Here is a 17,283-nt window from a genome sequence, read left to right on the forward strand (position 1 = left end):
GCCGGCGCGCCGAACGCTCTCTGACCATGGCTCAGCGCGACGTCAAGAACCGGATCGCCTCGGTCCAGAACATCCGCAAGATCACCCGCGCGATGGAGATGGTCTCCGCCGCGCGGCTGCGCAAGGCGGAGGAGCGCGCCGCGTCGCTGCGGCCGTACGCCGACGCGCTGCGCAAGATGACCCGCCAGGCCGCCGCGGCCGCCGGCAGCGGTGAGCTGCAGTCCCAGCCGGTGCTGCAGACCCACGACGAGGAGCGCGTCGTCGCGGTCCTCTTCGTGACCGCCGACCGCGGCCTCGCGGGGGCCTTCAACTCCCAGATCCTCCGCGCCGGCCTGTCCCGCGCGGAGGAGATCGAGGCGGAGGGCAAGGAGGTCCGGTACTACACGACCGGCCGCCGCGGCCTCTCCTCGCTGCAGTTCCGCAACCGCGCGATCGCGAGCTCCTGGACGGGCTTCACCGACAGCCCCGAGGGCAAGCACGCGAGCGAGATCGCGGAGGCGCTCGTCGGCGCGTACGTCGACGGCGAGATCGACCGCGTCGAGGTCGTCTACAACGGCTACGTGTCGCCGCTCGTGCAGGAGGTCCGTCGCGAGACGCTCCTCCCGCTCGCCGCCGCGAGCGTCGTCGGTGAGGAGGAGTCCGACGAGGACGCGCCCGCCGCGTCCGAGGGTGGGCACAAGGCGCTCGTGGAGTACGAGCCCGACCCGGCCGAGATCCTCGCCGAGCTCGTCCCCGAGTTCGTCGAGGTGTCGCTGCTCCGGGCGCTGCTGGAGTCCGCCGCGTCCGAGCACGGCGCGCGCATGACCGCGATGCGCAGCGCGTCGGACAACGCCGGAGAGGTGATCGACTCGCTGACGCTGGCCATGAACCGGGCCCGCCAGGCGGAGATCACGCAGGAGATCATGGAAGTCGTCGCGGGCGCCGAGGCGCTGAGCTGAGCCGGACCAGCGCCGGAATCGATTTGGAGAAGGAACTGATGGAAGCCGCAACCGCCACCGCCACCAACGTCGGGCGCGTCGAGTCGATCCAGGGCGTCGTCGTCGAGGTCGCGTTCCCCGGCCAGCTGCCGGAGATCAACCACGCCGTCGAGACGACGCTCCCCGACGGCTCGCGCCTGGTCCTCGAGGTGCAGCAGCACCTCGGCGACGACCGCGTCCGCACGGTCGCCATGGACTCGACCGACGGCCTCGCCCGGGGCGTCGAGGTCCGCGACCTCGGCGGTCCGATCTCCGTCCCGGTCGGCGACGTCACGCTCGGCCGGATCTTCAACGTCCTCGGCGACACGATCGACGGCAAGGACGCCGTCGCCGCCGACGCCGAGCGCTGGGGCATCCACCGCCCGGCGCCGAAGGTCGAGGACCTCACGCCGACGACCGAGATGTTCGAGACGGGCATCAAGGTCATCGACCTGCTCGCCCCGTACGCGAAGGGCGGCAAGGTCGGCCTGTTCGGCGGCGCCGGCGTCGGCAAGACCGTCCTGATCCAGGAGCTCATCCACAACCTCGCCAAGGAGCACGGCGGCCTCTCGGCCTTCTGCGGCGTGGGCGAGCGGTCCCGCGAGGGCACCGACCTCTACCTGGAGATGCAGGAGTCGGGCGTCATCGACAAGACGATGCTCGTCTTCGGTCAGATGAACGAGCCGCCCGGAGCCCGCATGCGCGTGGCCCTCACCGGCCTGACGATGGCGGAGTACTTCCGCGAGCAGGGCGGCCAGGACGTGCTGCTCTTCATCGACAACATCTTCCGCTTCGTCCAGGCCGGCTCCGAGGTCTCGGCGCTCCTGGGCCGGATGCCGTCGCAGGTCGGCTACCAGCCGACGCTCGAGTCGGAGATGGGCCAGCTGCAGGAGCGGATCACCTCGACCCGCCAGGGCTCGGTCACCTCGGTCCAGGCCATCTACGTCCCGGCCGACGACCTCACCGACCCGGCGCCGGCCTCGGTGTTCGCCCACCTCAACGCGCAGACCGTCCTCTCGCGGGCGATCTCGGAGAAGGGCATCTACCCGGCCGTCGACCCGCTCGACTCGACCTCGACGATCCTGAAGCCCGACGTCGTCGGCCAGGAGCACTACGAGGTCGCCAACCGGGTCAAGGAGATCCTGCAGCGCTACAAGGAGCTGCAGGACATCATCGCCATCCTCGGCATCGACGAGCTCTCCGAGGAGGACAAGATCACCGTGCAGCGCGCGCGGAAGGTCGAGCGGTTCCTCTCGCAGCCGTTCCACGTCGCCGAGCAGTTCACGGGCACCCCGGGCGCCTACGTGCCGATCGCCGAGACGGTCCGCTCCTTCAAGGAGCTCGTCGAGGGCCAGCACGACGACCTGCCGGAGTCGGCCTTCCTGCTCAAGGGCTCGATCGACGACGTCGTCGCGGCCGCCAAGAAGGGCTGATCGCCGTGGCCCACACGCCGTTCCGCGTCGACGTCCTCACGCCCACCGGGGAGCTCTTCTCCGGTGAGGTCGAGCAGGTCTCGACCCGCACGGTCGCGGGCGAGATCGGCATCCTCGCCAAGCACGCCCCGCTCCTGGGCCGGCTCGAGCCGGCGGAGCTGCGCCTGACGCAGCCCGGGGGCGAGGTGACGCGCTTCGTGCAGGTCGGCGGCTACGTGCAGGTCGCCAAGGAGGGCGTCCTCCTCCTCGTCGACGAGGCCTACCCCGTCGACGAGTACTCCGCCGAGGACGCGAAGAAGCGCCAGGTCGAGGCCGACGAGCGCCTCGCCGGCGCGACCGAGGGGACCGAGCAGCACCGCCTCGCGCTCGCCGGCAAGCGCCGCGCGGACGCCCTGGTCCGGCTCGCCGACCGGCTCTAGCCGATCGGCGCGTCGGCGCCGCGTCCCAGAACGACGACGGGCGGCCTCCGGGCCGCCCGTCGTCGTTCCTGCGCCACCCGCGCGGGGCGCGCCGCGGCCACCGGTGCGGCGGCCGCGACGGGGCGCTCCTAGAAGCCGCCGCCGTTGGAGTTGTAGATGATCGCCAGGAACATCCCGGCGAACGTCACCACGGTCGCGGCCGAGAAGCCCCAGAGGGTCGGGGTGACCTTGACGGACTCGTGCGGATCGTGCTCGTCGCTCATGCGCGCATCCTCGCACGCGCGCGCGACGAGCGCCGGCGCGCCGCCGATCCGAGTGGCGCGCCACCCCTGCGCGACGGGGTGGACCACCCATCTGACCGCATCCCTATCCTTCCCGCGATGGACGAACGGCTGCTCGCGGAGCGGCTGGTCGGGTACGACACCTCGCATCCGGACGGCCTCCGTGCTGCCGGCGGGTTCGTCAAGGGCTGGCTGGAGTCGCACGGGATCGACGCGGTCGATCACGATCACGAGGGACTCCCGGTCCTGCTGGCGGAGATCGGGCCCTCCGACGGCCCGACGATCATCCTCCACGGGCACCTCGACGTGGTCCCGGCGCAGCCGTCGCAGTTCGTCCCGCGCGTCGAGGGGGACCGGCTCATCGGGCGCGGCGCCTACGACATGAAGGGCGGGCTGGCCGCGATGCTCTGCGCCGTCCGCGACGCGGTGGACCGCGCGCGCACGCGCGTGCAGCTCGTCGTCGTGCCGGACGAGGAGAGCGAGCAGGTCGACCACCGCTCGACGGATGCGCTCGTGCGCGCCGGCGTGCTCCGCGGGGACTTCGCGATCACCGGCGAGCCGACGCAGCTGCAGATCGGGGTCCAGGCCAAGGGCGTGCTGGCGCTGAAGGCCGCGGTGCACGGCACGAGCGCCCACGGGTCGACGCCGTGGCTCGGCGACAACGCGATCCTGAAGGCCTTCGACGCGTTCCGGCGAATCGAGACCCTGCCGTTCAGCCAGGAGAGCAGCGAGCTCTACGAGCGCCCCTCGATCAACCTCGCGCGGATCTCCGGGGGCGAGGCGTTCAACATGGTCCCCGACTGCTGCGAGATCACCGTCGACATCCGGTACGTGCCGGGGCAGGATCCCGCGGAGATCCTGCGCCAGATCCGGACGGTCCCCGACCTCGAGGTCCTGCGGGTGCTCGAGCGCGGCCCGGCGATCGTCTCGCGCGCGAACCCCTACGTCGTGGCGCTGCGCGAGGCGCTGCGCGACGTCAGCGGCGGCGACGAGCGGATCGGCTTGCCGGTCGGCCGGGACGGCGCCTCCGACGCGTTCGCGTTCCTCGAGGCCGGGATCCCCGCCGTGGAGTGCGGACCCGAGGGCGCCGGGCACCACGGCCCGGACGAGTGGGTGTCGATCCCGTCGCTGGCCCGCTATCGCGAGGCGCTCGTGCGCCTCCTCACCACCGATCCGGTCGCCGTCGCCCCGGCACCGACGACCGCCGAGGCCCGTCGTTGAGCTCGCTGTCCGTCCGCCCGCCCCGCCCGGGGATCGGCTTCGGCCTCCGCATCCTGCTGGCGGGCATCGTCGTGCTCGCCTTCGCCGGCGCGGCGGTCGCCACGACCGTCGAGAACGAGGCGAAGAAGTCGATCGAGGCGCTCGACCCCGAGCGCACCCAGGTCAAGGGCCTCGAGGGGGTCCTGGCGGACGTCGAGCCCGGCAAGCCGCAGACGGTGCTGCTCGTCGGCGACGACCGACGGCTCTCCGACGACAAGTCGACGCCCACGCGGTCCGACACGATGATCCTCCTGCGGCTGGATCCCGACGCGAACGCGACGACGATGCTCTCGCTGCCGCGCGACCTGCTCATCGACCTCGGGGGCGGGCGCCAGAAGCTCAACGACTCCTACACCCGCGGGCCGCGGCAGCTCATCCGGACGATCCAGACGATGCTCTCGACGCCGGGCGAGGAGTTCCTCATCCACCACTACGTGTCGATCCGCTTCGGCGCGTTCTCCCGCGCGGTGAACTTCTTCGGCTGCTTCTACGCCGACATCGACCGCAAGTACTTCAACCCGCCGAACTCGGGCTACGCGAAGATCGACGTTCCGTCGGGCTACCAGCGGATGTGCGGCGAGGACTCGCTGGACTACGTGCGCTTCCGCCACACCGACAGCGACCTCGTGCGCGAGGCGCGCCAGACGAACTACCTCGCCGAGGCGCGCGCGCAGATCGCCAACTCGAAGCTCCTCGGCGAGCGCAACAACCTGCTGCGGGCGATCAACCGCTACATCAAGACCGACATCGGCACGCCGCGCGGCTTGCTCGGCGTGGTGCGGCTCGCCGTCGACGTCGCCGGCAAGCCGACGTCGAAGGTGAAGCTCCAGGTCGCCGACGCCGGCGACCGCACGAACGTCGTGACGACGCCCGCGGCGCTGGCCCGCGCCGCGCGCCAGTTCCTGCACCCGGCCTCCGTGCCGGGCCGCCGCGCCCGCGAGGCGCGCGACGAGGCGGCGAAGACCGGTGCCCGACCGGCCCGCCGTCAGGCGCGGCGCAAGAAGGCCCGCACCCCGGACTCGCTCTTCGCCAATCCGATGGCGGCACGCCAGGCGATCCAGCAGTCCGACATCGTCAAGGACGCGCAGATGCCCGTCTACTACCCGAGCCTCATGACGAAGCGCGGGAACTACCGGGCGCAGGACTCCCGCGGCTACGACATCCGCAGTCCCGGCGGACGCACCTACCCGTGGCGGGGCTACCGGATCGTCGTCGCCGACCCCGGCGTCGGGCAGTACTACGGCGTCCAGGGCCTCACGTGGGACGACCCGCCGATCCTGAAGCTCGCCGACGACGAGGAGCGCATCGGCGGACGGACCTGGCTCGTGCAGTACGACGGCAAGCAGATCCGCCGCCTCATGTGGACGTCGGGCCGCGGGACGTACTGGATCAGCAACACGCTCTCCAACGAGCTGACCAACGCGGAGATGCGCGCGCTCGCGCGCTCGTTCACCCGCTACTCGTCGTAGGCCTCCGGACCGGGCGGGGCGTGTAGCCTCCCCGGTCTCATGTCCGCTGAACGAGAGCCCGTCGGTGTCATCGGCACCGGCTACGTCGGGTTGGTCACCGCGGTCGGCTTCGCCGAGCTCGGGTCCGACGTGGTCTGCGTCGACATCGACGCCGAGAAGATCGCGCGGTTGAACCGGGGGGAGATCCCGATCTACGAGCCCGGCCTGGCCGAGCTCGTGGAGAAGAACCGCGAGCGGCTGACGTTCACGACCGACATCTCGGTCGCGCTGGACCGCGCCCGGCTGCTCTTCGTCGCCGTCGGCACCCCGCCGACGTACTCCGGCGACGCCGACCTCTCCGCCGTCCACGCGGTCGTCGGTGCGATGCCGGCCTCCGACCGCCACGCGCTCGTCATGAAGTCGACGGTCCCCGTCGGCACCGGCGAGGCGATCAAGCGCGTGTTCGCGGAGCAGGGCAAGTCGGGCTTCCGCTACGTGTCGTGCCCGGAGTTCCTCAAGGAGGGCACCGCGGTCAGCGACTTCCTCGCGCCGGATCGCGTCGTCGTCGGCGACGACGGCGACTGGGCCGGCGACGCGGTCGTCGAGCTCTACCGCCCGCTGCTCGTCCCGGACGAGGGCGGCAACGGCCCCGGCCAGCTCGTGCGCACCGACATCGCGTCGGCGGAGATGGTGAAGCTCGCCTCGAACGCCTTCCTCGCGACGAAGATCTCGTTCATCAACGAGATCGCGAACGTCTGCGAGGAGACCGGTGCCGACGTCGTCGAGGTCGCCCGCGGCATGGGCCTCGACGAGCGGATCGGCCCGAAGTTCCTCAACGCGGGGATCGGCTTCGGCGGCTCGTGCTTCCCGAAGGACGTCACCGCGCTGAAGCAGCTCGCCGGCAACTCCGGCTACCACTTCCAGCTCCTGAACTCGGTCATCGAGGTCAACGAGCTCCAGAAGCGCCGCGTCATCGGCAAGCTCGAGAAGCACCTCGGGACGCTCATCGGCAAGCGGATCGCGCTGCTGGGCCTCGCGTTCAAGCCGAACACCGACGACATGCGCGAGGCGTCCTCGCTCGTGCTCAGCGCGCGGCTGCAGGCCGCCGGCGCGGAGGTCACCGCCTTCGACCCGATCGCGTCGGAGATCGCCGCCCCGATGCTGCGCGGCGTGACGCTCGCCGACGACGCGATCACCGCCGCGCGCGGCGCCGACGCCGTCGTGCTCGTCACGGAGTGGCAGGAGTTCCGCGATCTCGACCTCGCCGAGCTGCGCTCGGTGATGGCCGGCGACGTCCTCATCGACGGGCGCAACGCGCTGGACGGGGACGCCGCGGCGTCGGCGGGCCTGCGGTACGAGGGCATCGGCCGCCGGGCGCTGACGGCCGAGCCGGGCCGCCCCGTCAGCACGGTGGCGGGCGCCTGACCGTGGGCGCGCAGGCCGTCATCCTCGTCGGCGGGAAGGGCACCCGCCTGCGGCCCCTGACCTCCAACCGGCCCAAGCCGATCGTCCCCCTCGTGGACCGGCCGTTCATGGCCTACATGCTCGAGTGGGTCGCCGCGCACGGCGTGACCGACGTCGTCATGTGCTGCGGGTTCCTCGCCGACGAGATGGTGCGGGAGATCGGTGACGGCGAGCGGTTCGGCCTCTCGATCACGTGGGTCGAGGAGCCCGAGCCCCGCGGGACCGCCGGCGCGCTCTGGTACGCCGAGCCGCACCTGCGCGACGAGCGCTTCCTCATGCTCAACGGCGACGTCCTGACGGACATGGACCTCTCCGCGCAGCTCGCGCAGCACGAGCGCTCCGGCGCCCGGGGCACGCTCGCGCTCGTGCCGGTCGAGGACCCGACCGCCTACGGGCTCGTGCGGCTGAACGACGACCACTCGGTGCGGGGCTTCCTCGAGAAGCCGACGCCCGAGCAGATCGACACGGACCTCATCTCCGCCGGCGCCTACGTGCTGGACCGCTCGATCTTCGACCTCATCCCCCAGGGCCGGCTCGTCTCGATCGAGCGCGAGGTCTGGCCGCGGCTCGTCGGCGAAGGCCTCTACGGCTGCGTGCACCGCGGTCGCTACTGGATGGACATCGGGACGCCGCAGCGGTACCTCGAGGCGACGCAGGACATCCTCTTCTGGCGCGTGCGCACCCAGGTCGCCGAGCGGCTGCGCGACGGCCCGGTCGCCCCGTCGGCCGAGGTCGGTGAGCAGACGGTCGTCGACCGCGCGTCGCTCGTGGACGAGGGGGCGCGGATCGGCGCCCGCGTCGCGATCGGGGCCGGCTCGGTCGTCGGCGTCGGCGCGGAGGTCGCCGACGACGTCATCCTGGAGAACGCGGTCGTGCTCGCGGGCGCCCGCGTCGGCCAGCGGGCGCGCCTGCGCGACTGCGTGGTCGGCGTCGGCGCGACGATCGGCGCGGGCGTCGTCCTCGGCGACCACGCGATGGTCGGCGACGGCGCGTTCGTGGGGGAGGGCAACGCGCTCTCCCACGGGATGCGGCTGGCGCCCGGCGCGCGCCTCGAGCCCTCCACCGTCTGGTTCTGACGCCCGCCGGACCCGGGCGCGGTCGGGTCCCGTCCGGTCTGCGATGCTGCGGCGGATGAGCGAGACCCCCTTGGACGCCGCGGCGATCGCCGCGGTCGATCCCACCGACCAGATCGGCGACGTCCTGTCGATCGGCGACCACCTCCGCGACGCGATGTGGAAGGCCGAGTCCGCGGGCCTGGGGCGCTGGGACAGCCCGGGCGGGCTCGTGGTGGCGGGCATGGGCGGTTCCGCGCACGGCGGGATCCTCGCGCGCGCCGCGCTCGCCGACCAGGCGGGCCGGCCGCTCCTGGCCGCACGCGGCTACGAGCTGCCGCCGTGGACGACCGACGACACGACGGTCCTCTGCGCGAGCTACAGCGGCGACACGGAGGAGACGCTCGCGTGCTTCGAGGCCGCGGGCGTCATCGGCGCGCCGCGGGTGGTCGTGACCTCCGGCGGCGAGCTGGCGCGGCTCGCTCGCGAGGAGGGCGTCCCGGTGATCCCCGTCGCCGGTGGCCTGCAGCCGCGCGCCGCGGTCGGCTACCTGTTCGTCGCCGTGCTCGAGGCCGCCGCGGCCTGCGGGGTCGGGCCCTCGATGCGGACGGAGATCGACGTCGCCGCCGGCGCCCTGGACGCGCTGGGACGCGAGTGGGGCCCGGCGGGGGCCGAGGACGGCGAGGCGAAGGCGCTGGCGCGCGCGCTGCACGGGACGATCCCGGTCGTCACCGGGATCGGCCCGACGACGGCGCCGGTCGCCTACCGCTGGAAGTGCCAGATCAACGAGAACGCCGAGGTCCCGGCGTTCGCGAGCGACCTGCCCGAGGCGAACCACAACGAGATCGTCGGCTGGGGCGGGGCGAAGGGCGTCGGCCCGTTCTCGTCGGTCCTGCTGGAGGACTGCGACGCGCACCCGCGACTCGTCCGTCGCGCCGAGCTCACGAGCGAGCTCATCGCGCCCCAGGCGGCCGGCATCCACCGCGTCCGCTCGCGCGGCGAGACCGGGATCGAGCGCGTGCTCTCGCTCGTCCTGCTGGGCGATCTCGTGTCGGTGTACCTCGCCGCGCTGCGCGGGGTGGACCCCGAGCCGGTCGCCGTGATCGGCCGCCTGAAGGAGCAGCTCGCCGTCGAGGCCTGAGCCTGGATCCACCGATCCTCGGGTCGCCTCGCCGCCGATGACCGGCGACGGTGCCCACGCCACCGGATCCGATGGTCACCGACCGTCATCACCGGTGGCCCGGGCACCGTCTTGGTCCTCGACGCCGAGGCTCGGCCGATCATCGGTGGATCCAGGCTGAGCCCGGGTCCGCCGATCCGCGGGGCGCGGGGGAGGATCGAGGACGAGCGTCCGCCGGGGGCGCGGGAAGCACCGGGGCGGCGGGTGGTTCCGCGTGCCCCGGTGGGAAACACGGACGGGGCGGGGCGTGCGCTAGCGTTCCCGCCCTCATGCCGTCCGCCATGGTTCTCGCCGCCGGTCTGGGCACGCGCCTGCGACCGATCACCTTCGAGCTGCCCAAGCCGATGGTGCCGCTCCTGGACCGGCCGGCGCTCGCGCACACCGTCGACCTGCTGCATCGGCACGGCGTCGACCGGATCGTCGCCAACCTCCACTACTTCCCGGACACGATCCGCGGGTACTTCGGCGACGAGCTGGAGTACTCGCTCGAGGAGGAGCTCCTCGGCACGGCGGGTGGGGTGCGCAAGGCGCGCGACTTCTTCGGCGACGAGCCGTTCCTCGTCATCTCCGGCGACGCGCTGACCGACCTCGACGTCACGCGCCTGCTCGAGCGCCACCGCGAGACGGGCGGCGTCGCGACGCTCTGCGTCACGGAGGTCACGGACACGAGCCAGTACGGCGTCGTCCTGCACGACAAGGACGGCCGCATCACCGGGTTCCAGGAGAAGCCGGACCCCGCCGAGGCGCTCTCGACCCTCGCGAACTGCGGGATGTACCTCTTCTCGCCGGAGATCTTCGACTACTTCCCCGACGCGGACTTCGTCGACTTCGCGCACGACGTCTTCCCGCGGCTGCTGGAGCACGACGTCCCGTTCCACATCCACCAGCTCGACGGCGAGTACTGGAACGACGTCGGCTCGATCGACGAGCTGCGCAACGGCACCTTCGACGCCCTCACCGGGGCGCTGCGCCTGGAGTCGGTGCCCGACGCGGGCCCGGAGGCCGTCGTCGTCGGCGAGGGCTCGTCGCTCGAGGCCGCCGAGCTCGTCGAGGGCCCGGTCTGGGTCGGCAAGGACGTCACCGTCGAGGCCGGCGTGCGCCTGCAGGGCCCGGTCGTCGTCGGCGACGGGGCCGTCGTGGGGCGGGGCTCCGCCCTGAAGCGCTCGATCGTCCTGCCGGGCACGACGATCCAGCCCGACACGATCCTCATCGAGGCGATCACGGGGCAGACCGGGATCGTCGGTGCGATGCGCCCCCGCGCGGAGACGCGCGTCGGCTCCGGCCGCGCCTGAGCGCCGACGCGGCCCGCCGCGCCCGCTCGTCGGTCAGCGCACGACGTCGTAGACGAGCTTCTGGACGCCGTTGGCGTACGTCGCGCTGTCGATCAGCGCGAGGCGCTGGGCGTCCTTGTCGGTCTCGCTGAAGAGGCGCTTGCCGGCACCGAGCAGCGTCGGGAACACGAGCAGGTGGTAGCGGTCGACGAGCCCGGCGTCGGCGAGCGCGCGGTTGAGCATCGCGCTGCCGTGGACCGTGATCGGGCCGCCGTCGGTCTCCTTCAGCGCGGCGACGTCGTCGAGCGACCGGAGGATCGTGATCTCGCCCCAGTCGTCGACGAGGTCGGACTCCTGCAGCGTCGTGGAGACGACGTGCTTCGGCATCGCGTTGTAGCGCGGGAACTCCTCGGTCATCGTCGGCCAGACCGGCGCGAACGCCTCGTAGCTCACGCGCCCGAGGAGCATCGCCGTGGAGTCCTCCTGCTCCTGGGCCTTCAGCTCGTAGGCCTCCGGCAGGAACGCGACGTCCTTGAACGTCCAGCCGCTGTTGCGGTAGCCGGGCTCGCCGCCCGGGGCCTCGACGACGCCGTCGAGCGACAGGAACGCGGTGGTGATGAGCTGGCGCACGGGATCTCCTGGTGGGTGCGAGCCCCCGGTCGCACCGGGAGCGTGGTCACGGGAGAGGACGGCGGGGCGGCGCCGAACTCATCGGCGCCGTCCTGAGTCGGTCCGGGCGGCCGCGCTATCCCGCGTCGAGCGCCGACGGCGCGGCGGCCCGCTCCTCGGCCTCGCGCCGCTCGCGCTCCGCCTCCTCGCGGTCCAGCAGGGCCTCCTCGCGGCGGGCGGTGCGCTCGGCCTCCTGGAGGCCCCGGATGAAGAGCACGCCGAACGCGACGCCCATGATCAGCACCTGCTCGGTGGCCATCAGCGCGCCGGCCATCGCCTGGTCGGTCGTCGGCGTGAGGCCCCACCAGTTCTCGCCCGTCTCGTAGAACGCGTACATCGCGCCGGGGGCGAAGGTCAGCGCCATGCCCAGCAGGCCGACCGTGACCTTCGTGACGCCCATGTAGACCATCGGCCCCATGGCGGTCATCCGCTCCCGCGACGGGATCGGGCGCAGCAGGTGCCACCAGTAGAGGAAGCCGACGCCGGTGAAGGTCATGTGCTCCAGCAGGTGGACCGTGTCGGAGCGGGCGGCGGCGTCGTAGAGCGCCGGGACGTGCCACAGCCACATGCCGAGGGTGTAGGCGACGAGGCCGAACCACGGGCGGGCGATGATGCCGAGGCGCTGCTCGAGCCACTGCACGCGCCGCGTGATCGGCCGCATGAGCACGCGGTTGAGGCCGAAGAGCAGCAGCAGCGGCATGACGTCCAGCAGCAGCAGGTGCTGGACCATGTGCATCACGAGGAGGGAGTCGCCCCAGCCGTCGATCGGGTTGCCCTGCGCGACGACGAGCGTCAGCGCGCCTCCGATCCAGGACGCGAGCCGCCAGATCGGCGCGTCGTCGCGATCGGTCGAGCGACGCACCCGCCACCACCGCGGCACGTACGCCGCGAGCAGGAGCAGGGCCATGATCGTCGGCGCCGGCTCGATGCCCCACGAAGTCGGAGGAGACACGTCTCCAGTCTGGCGCAGTCCGGGCCTGGAGGCGGTTCGGCCCCCGGCGCGAGCATCGCTCCGTGACCGCCCTCGACCTCCTGCTCGGCGCACTGGCGCCGGACCGCTGCCTGCACTGCCGCGCACCCGCCGATGCGGGCGCGCTGCTCTGCTCCGGCTGCCGCGGCGCGCTGCCGTGGCTCGCCGACGGGGGCTGCGCCCGATGCGGCCTGCCGATCCCGTGCGCGCCGGGGCGGTGCCCGGCGCGGGGGACGGCGCTCTCGGCGTCCTGGTCGCCGCTGGCCTACGAGGGCCCCGCCCGGAGCCTCGCGCTGGCGGGCAAGGCCCGCGCACCCGAGCGCGTCGCCGCGTTCCTCGGCGCGGCGATGGCCCAGCGGCTGCCGCCGCGCCTGCGGGCCGGGAGCCCCGTGCTCGTCCCCGTGCCGGCCGATCCGGTGCGCGGTCGCCGCCGGGGCGCCGACCACGCCCTCCTCCTGGCGCGTCGGCTCGGGCGCGCGCGGGAGCTGCCGTGGCGGGCGGTGCTCGCGCGCCCACCGGCGCCGGCGCGCCACCGCCTCGCCGCCGGCCGGCGGCGCGGCATCGAGCTCGCGCCGCCCCGCGCGCTGCGTCGCGCGCCCCCGGTGGTCCTGCTCGTCGACGACGTGCACACGACCGGCGCGACGCTGAGCGCGTGCGCGGTCGCGCTCCAGGCCGCCGGCGCGCAGGAGGTTCGCGCCGTCACGGCGATGCGCACCCTGCGCTGAGCGGGCGGCGGGACCGCCGGGAGACGCGCCCGGACTGGCGACCGTCTACGCTCGCCGCCGATGAGGCAGGTGCTGCGACCGCTGTTCGACCGCGTGGTCATCAAGGAGCTCGAGCCCGACCGGGTCCGCCGCTCCGGCCTCGTGGTGCCGCCGGGCTCCCACGAGCCGCCGCCGCAGCACGGGATCGTCCTGCAGGTGGGGCCGGGGCTCGACTGGTGGGGGCAGGCCGGCGTGCAGATGCCGGTGAAGCCCGGCGACCACGTCGTCTTCCCCGCGTCGGCCGGCGCCTGGGTCGACATCGAGGAGGAGCGCCTGCTCGTCTGCCGCGTCGGCGAGCTGCTCGGGGCGCTGGAGGAGCTCCCCGACGAGGCGCCGGGCACCGACTGACGGTGGCCGCCGGCCGGCCGGACGTCGCCGGGATCGGTTCTCGACGGACGTCCTCGAGGCATAGCACGGCGTCCACGGCGGGGGAAGCGCCCGCCGTCCATAGCAGACCTCGTCGTTCGACGTCGGCCGCCCTTGTCAGCGTGTTGCCGCGCTGTTACGGTCGGCGCACCGCTTGGAAGTCCACCGGACGACGAAAGGAGATCCATGCGGATCGAGGTGAAGGGCCGCAACGTCCCGATCACGGAGGAGCTGCGCGAGTGCATCGAGCGCCGGTTCCGAAAGGTCGACGCGCAGGTGTCCGAACTCGCCGAGCTCGAGATCGAGCTCTCCGAGGCCGGCAACCCCGCCGTCGCCGAGCCGTTCGGGGCCTCCGCCACCCTCCGCCTCAAGGGGGTCACGCTGCACGCCAGGGACGTCAGCGGCGACCTCAAGCACGCGATCCACCTGGTCGAGGAGGAGCTGCACCGGCAGGTCAAGCGCCATCGGGTGCGCACGCGGCATCGCCGCGACGCGCGCCGCATGTCGCAGGCGCGCCGCGAGGGACGGGGAACCGACTTCGGGACGGCACAGGCCTAGCGCCGCAGAGACGCGAATCGACAGCCATGACCGGCCCCGTTCGGGCCGGCGGGCCGGGGGAGCGCCGCGACCGCGAAGCGGGCGGCACCCGGCCATCACGGGGGCCGCGGCGGACGTCGCGGCCCCCGTCGTGCGCGGAGGGACCGGAGGTCGCCGAGCGGGCGGGGCCGGGGCGGGCGGCGCGCCGTCTCGACGGGGGATCCGGCCGGCGGGACGGGCTCGGTCCGCTGGTACCCTCAACTCCATGGGCCTTCTTTCGCGCGCGCTGAGCATCGGCGAGGGCAAGCAGCTCCGCGAGTACGAGAAGCGGGTCGCGCAGATCAACGCGTTCGAGCCCGAGCTCGAGCTCGCCGAGGAGGACGAGCTGCGGGCGCGCTTCGCCGACCTGCGCGAGCAGGCGCAGAACGGCGCGAAGCTCGACGACCTGCTGCCGGAGTCGTTCGCGATCACGCGCGAGATGTCCAAGCGCGTGCTCGGCATGCGGCACTTCGACGTCCAGCTCATCGGCGGCCAGGTGCTGCACGGGGGCAACATCGCGGAGATGAAGACCGGCGAGGGCAAGACCCTCACCGGCACGCTCGCCGTCGCCCTCAACGCGCTGGAGGGCAAGGGCGTCCACGTCGTCACCGTCAACGACTACCTCGCCCGGCGCGACGCGGAGTGGATGGGCAAGCTCTACAACGCGCTCGGCCTGACCGTGGGGATCCTGCAGAACATGCAGCCCTACGACCAGAAGCGGGCCGCCTACGCCGCCGACATCACGTACGGCACGAACTCCGAGTTCGGCTTCGACTACCTGCGCGACAACATGGCGCAGTCGCTGGAGGAGAAGGTCCAGCACGGCGGACGCGTGGAGACCTCCGAGGACGGCACGAGCCGCCCGGTCGCGATGCACAACTTCGCGATCGTCGACGAGGTCGACAACATCCTCATCGACGAGGCGCGCACGCCGCTCATCATCTCCGGGGCGCCGGAGCAGGCCGCCGACCTCTACGTGACGTTCGCGAAGCTCGCGAAGACCATGGTCCCGGGCAAGAAGCCCGAGGGCATGGACCCGCGGACGAAGAAGGAGTTCGTCGCCGACTTCGACTTCGAGTTCGACGAGAAGCACAAGACCGTCGCGGTCACGGAGCAGGGCGTCGAGAAGGCCGAGCGGTTCCTCGGCATCGACCACCTGTACCGGGCGGAGAACGGCCACCTCGTCAACCACCTGAACCAGTCGCTGAAGGCCCAGTCGCTCTACCACCGCGACAAGGACTACGCCGTCGTCAACGGCGAGGTCGCCATCATCGACGAGCACACCGGCCGCATCCTCGAGGGACGCCGCTGGTCGGAGGGCCTGCACCAGGCGATCGAGGCGAAGGAGGGCGTGGCGATCCAGGAGGAGAACCAGACCCTGGCCACGGTCACGCTGCAGAACTTCTTCCGGATGTACACGAAGCTCGCGGGCATGACCGGCACCGCCCTCACCGAGGCGACCGAGTTCATGAAGATCTACAAGCTCGGCGTGGTCCCGATCCCGACGAACCGCGAGGTCCAGCGGCTCGATCACAACGACGACGTCTTCAAGACGAAGGACGGCAAGTGGGCCGCCGTCACCCGCGAGGTCGTCGAGCGCCACGCCCGCAAGCAGCCGGTGCTCGTCGGCACCGTGTCCGTCGAGGTCTCCGAGCTGCTCTCGCGGCAGTTCACGAAGGCCGGGATCAAGCACACGGTCCTCAACGCGAAGCCCGAGCACGCCGAGCGCGAGGGCGAGACGGTCGCCGAGGCCGGCGTCTCCGGCGCGGTGACGATCGCGACGAACATGGCCGGCCGCGGCGTCGACATCAAGCTCGGCGGCGACCCGGAGCACATCGCCCGCAAGCGCCTGCGCAACGAGGGCCTGAACCCGGGCGACGAGGGCTTCGACGCCCGCTTCGAGGAGCTCCTGCCGAGCGTGCGCGAGCAGTGCGAGGCCGACCGCCTCGTCGTGCTCGAGGCCGGCGGCCTGTTCATCGCCGGCACCGAGCGCCACGAGTCGCGCCGGATCGACAACCAGCTGCGCGGTCGCGCCGGCCGCCAGGGCGACCCGGGCGAGTCGCGGTTCTTCCTCTCCGCCCAGGACGACCTCGTCCGGATCTTCGCCGGCGACCGGATCTACAAGATCCTCGACCGCTTCCCGTCGACGGACGAGGACGGCAACGAGATGCCGATCTCGGCCGGGATGCTAACGAAGCAGATCGAGAAGGCGCAGCGCAGCGTCGAGGAGCGCAACTTCCTCATCCGCAAGCGCGTCCTCGAGTACGACGACGTCCAGAACGAGCAGCGCCGCGTCGTCTACGCGTACCGCGACCAGATCCTCGAGGGTCGCGACATGTCCGACGACGCGAAGGACGAGCTCGGCAACGTCATCGAGCGCGCGCTCGACGAGTACCTGCCGGCCGACGACTTCGAGTCCTGGGACGTCGACGCGCTGTACGCCGCGCTCGAGGAGATCTGGCCCGTCCAGATCCGCCGGGAGGAGATCGACCCGGACACGGTCGACCGCGAGGACCTGCAGACGCGCCTGCACGAGGATGCGATCGCCGCCTACGACCTGCGCGAGAAGCAGCTCGGCGACGACCTCATGCGCCAGGTCGAGCGCTACCTGCTGCTGAACATCATCGATCAGCGCTGGCGGGAGCACCTCTACGACATGGACTACCTGCGCGAGGGCATCCACCTGCGCGGGTACGCCCAGATCGAGCCGATCGTCGCGTACAAGAGCGAGGCCTACGACCTCTTCCAGGACCTCATGGCGACGATCTGGAGCGACTTCTCCAAGCTCGTCTTCCACGTCGAGGTCGAGGTCGAGGACCCGGCCGGGGGCCTGCCCGACCGGCAGCCGGTCGGCGTCGGCGGCGGCGACTACCAGTACTCCGGCGGCACCGAGGCGCAGCCCTCGGCGCTCGCGGTCGCCGACGTCGACAGCGCGGCGCTTGCCGCCTACGAGACCGACGAGGGCGTGCCCGAGACGCCGGCCGTCCAGCAGCGGCAGCTCTCCGAGCACGACCAGCTCGGCCGCAACGAGCTCTGCTGGTGCGGATCGGGACGCAAGTACAAGAAGTGCCACGGCCGCTGAGCCGCCGCTGACCACCGGGTCCCGCGGCGCTGCGGCGCCCGGGCACGAACGCGCGAGGGCGGCCCGACCGGGCCGCCCTCGCGCGTTCTCGA

General features: G+C 72.4%; 16 protein-coding genes. 13 read left to right on the forward strand and 3 right to left on the reverse strand.

Annotated elements, in window-relative coordinates; all coding sequences use genetic code 11:
* Positions 1–26: 26 nt before the first annotated feature.
* The 3 genes from atpG to atpC are packed head-to-tail and all read left to right on the forward strand — an operon-like array spanning position 27 to position 2,808.
* Positions 27–938, forward strand: a complete 912-nt coding sequence (gene atpG / locus SK069_RS07515; protein WP_319953581.1) for an ATP synthase F1 subunit gamma — start codon at positions 27–29, stop codon at positions 936–938.
* Between the two features lie 38 nt (positions 939–976).
* Positions 977–2,389, forward strand: coding sequence for a F0F1 ATP synthase subunit beta (gene atpD, locus SK069_RS07520; RefSeq protein WP_319953582.1), 1,413 nt, complete (start codon positions 977–979; stop codon positions 2,387–2,389).
* A 5-nt stretch (positions 2,390–2,394) separates the two neighbouring features.
* The gene (atpC, locus tag SK069_RS07525) at positions 2,395–2,808 is read left to right on the forward strand and encodes an ATP synthase F1 subunit epsilon (RefSeq protein ID WP_319953583.1); all 414 of its coding nucleotides are present in this window, start codon (positions 2,395–2,397) and stop codon (positions 2,806–2,808) included.
* 128 nt (positions 2,809–2,936) lie between these two features.
* Here the strand turns inward: atpC and SK069_RS07530 are convergent, their stop codons facing one another.
* Positions 2,937–3,071: a hypothetical protein gene (locus SK069_RS07530; RefSeq protein WP_319953584.1), complete on the reverse strand. Its 135-nt coding sequence runs from the start codon at positions 3,069–3,071 to the stop codon at positions 2,937–2,939.
* A 117-nt stretch (positions 3,072–3,188) separates the two neighbouring features.
* Between SK069_RS07530 and SK069_RS07535 the strand changes: the two genes are divergently transcribed.
* The 6 genes from SK069_RS07535 to SK069_RS07560 all read left to right on the forward strand — a co-directional run bounded on the left by SK069_RS07535 (position 3,189) and on the right by SK069_RS07560 (position 10,785).
* The gene (locus SK069_RS07535) at positions 3,189–4,310 is read left to right on the forward strand and encodes a M20 family metallopeptidase (RefSeq protein ID WP_319953585.1); all 1,122 of its coding nucleotides are present in this window, start codon (positions 3,189–3,191) and stop codon (positions 4,308–4,310) included.
* On the forward strand, positions 4,307–5,818 hold the full coding sequence (locus SK069_RS07540; protein WP_319953586.1) for an LCP family protein: 1,512 nt from the start codon (positions 4,307–4,309) through the stop codon (positions 5,816–5,818). Before SK069_RS07535 ends, SK069_RS07540 begins: the two co-directional genes overlap by 4 nt.
* Before the next feature lie 39 nt (positions 5,819–5,857).
* Entirely contained in the window at positions 5,858–7,222 is a 1,365-nt protein-coding gene (locus SK069_RS07545; RefSeq protein WP_319953587.1) for a UDP-glucose dehydrogenase family protein, read from the forward strand.
* A gap of 2 nt (positions 7,223–7,224) precedes the next feature.
* Complete coding sequence (locus SK069_RS07550) at positions 7,225–8,337, forward strand: NDP-sugar synthase (protein WP_319953588.1); 1,113 nt, start codon at positions 7,225–7,227, stop codon at positions 8,335–8,337.
* 55 nt (positions 8,338–8,392) lie between these two features.
* On the forward strand, positions 8,393–9,454 hold the full coding sequence (locus SK069_RS07555; RefSeq protein ID WP_319953589.1) for a bifunctional phosphoglucose/phosphomannose isomerase: 1,062 nt from the start codon (positions 8,393–8,395) through the stop codon (positions 9,452–9,454).
* Between the two features lie 320 nt (positions 9,455–9,774).
* Complete coding sequence (locus SK069_RS07560) at positions 9,775–10,785, forward strand: sugar phosphate nucleotidyltransferase (RefSeq protein ID WP_319953590.1); 1,011 nt, start codon at positions 9,775–9,777, stop codon at positions 10,783–10,785.
* 33 nt (positions 10,786–10,818) lie between these two features.
* On the opposite strand, the gene SK069_RS07565 is transcribed toward SK069_RS07560, so the two are convergent.
* Together SK069_RS07565 and SK069_RS07570 are read right to left on the reverse strand one after the other, a co-directional pair.
* Complete coding sequence (locus SK069_RS07565; protein WP_319953591.1) at positions 10,819–11,394, reverse strand: dihydrofolate reductase family protein; 576 nt, start codon at positions 11,392–11,394, stop codon at positions 10,819–10,821.
* Between the two features lie 115 nt (positions 11,395–11,509).
* Positions 11,510–12,385, reverse strand: coding sequence for a cytochrome c oxidase assembly protein (locus SK069_RS07570; RefSeq protein ID WP_319953592.1), 876 nt, complete (start codon positions 12,383–12,385; stop codon positions 11,510–11,512).
* 62 nt (positions 12,386–12,447) lie between these two features.
* On the opposite strand from SK069_RS07570, the gene SK069_RS07575 reads away from it, so the two are divergent.
* The 4 genes from SK069_RS07575 (at position 12,448) to secA (ending at position 17,191) form a co-directional block, all read left to right on the forward strand.
* Positions 12,448–13,128: a ComF family protein gene (locus SK069_RS07575; protein ID WP_319953593.1), complete on the forward strand. Its 681-nt coding sequence runs from the start codon at positions 12,448–12,450 to the stop codon at positions 13,126–13,128.
* 60 nt (positions 13,129–13,188) lie between these two features.
* On the forward strand, positions 13,189–13,515 hold the full coding sequence (locus SK069_RS07580) for a co-chaperone GroES (protein ID WP_319953594.1): 327 nt from the start codon (positions 13,189–13,191) through the stop codon (positions 13,513–13,515).
* A 204-nt stretch (positions 13,516–13,719) separates the two neighbouring features.
* A complete protein-coding gene (hpf, locus tag SK069_RS07585) occupies positions 13,720–14,091 on the forward strand; it encodes a ribosome hibernation-promoting factor, HPF/YfiA family (protein WP_319953595.1) in 372 nt (123 codons plus the stop codon).
* A 244-nt stretch (positions 14,092–14,335) separates the two neighbouring features.
* Positions 14,336–17,191: a preprotein translocase subunit SecA gene (gene secA, locus SK069_RS07590; protein WP_319953596.1), complete on the forward strand. Its 2,856-nt coding sequence runs from the start codon at positions 14,336–14,338 to the stop codon at positions 17,189–17,191.
* Positions 17,192–17,283: the final 92 nt, after the last annotated feature.

The organism is Patulibacter brassicae (assembly GCF_033949425.1).
Classification (GTDB): Bacteria; Actinomycetota; Thermoleophilia; order Solirubrobacterales; family Solirubrobacteraceae; genus Patulibacter; species Patulibacter brassicae.